This window comes from Shewanella sp. SP2S2-4 (genome assembly GCF_031932025.1).
GTDB classification, from domain to species: Bacteria; Pseudomonadota; Gammaproteobacteria; order Enterobacterales; family Shewanellaceae; genus Shewanella; species Shewanella baltica.
The window spans coordinates 1-845 of the sequence record NZ_JAUOER010000054.1 but is presented as its reverse complement, the minus strand read 5'-3'; the positions used below and the strand labels follow the sequence as shown (position 1 = coordinate 845).

The following is an 845-nucleotide window of genomic DNA, read 5'->3' as shown; positions in this document are numbered from 1 at the left end:
TGCCTGAGGTATCGAGGCTGAAGTGGCCGAGGCCGTTGCTGCCCGCGATGTCAGTCTGCGCCATGAAATGCGCTTCGCCGCTGTCGACATCGCTGATCGTCAGCTGGCCGTTGGCTTGTAGATGACCGGTGGTGACGGCCGTGTCCTCGGTGACGGTCGCGATGTCCACGCCGCCGATCACCGCGCCATCTGCGGCGCCCGTCACCGTGATCGTGAGGTTTTGCGTGCTGGTCGCACCATCGCGGTCGGTCACAGTGATGGGGATCACCACGTCCTGCGTCTGGCCAGCGGCCAGATGTTGGTAGCTGGCATGACCCGGATCAAAGCTGTAGCTGCCGTCGGCGTTGAGCGTGAAGCCGTCGACTGGCTGGGCGATAGAGAAGGTTTGTGTGTCGCCGGCGTCCACATCAGTGGCGACCATGTGGCCGCTGAGCTGCGTACCGTCTTCGGTCACGGCCTGCGTCTGTGCTTGCAGCACCGGAACGTCGTTCGTGCCCTGCAGCATGACCGTGATCGTGTGCGTCGTGCCGTCAGCGCTGGTCACTGTCAGCGTGTCGGTCAGGCTCTCGCCTGACTTCAGCTGCTGGATCGCCGTCTGGGTGTTGTCGGCTGTGTAGGTCCAGGCACCTGTTGAATTGAGGCTGAAGTGCCCGTAGCCGGCGCTGCCGGCCACATCGGTCTGCACCGTGAAGTGCTCCTCGCCGCTGTCTACATCGCTGATCGTCAGCTGGCCGTTGGCTTGCAGATGGCCACTCAGGACGGGCTGGTCCTCTGTCACACTGCCGACGTCCACTCCGCCGATCACGGCGCCATCTGCGGCTCCCGTGACGGTGATCGTGAGGTTT

1 protein-coding gene is annotated in these 845 nt (G+C 63.9%); it reads right to left on the bottom strand.

The features are described 5' to 3' along the window. The coding region (locus Q4Q54_RS21620; protein ID WP_311989529.1) for a VCBS domain-containing protein at positions 1-845 on the bottom strand (845 nt) is incomplete at both ends.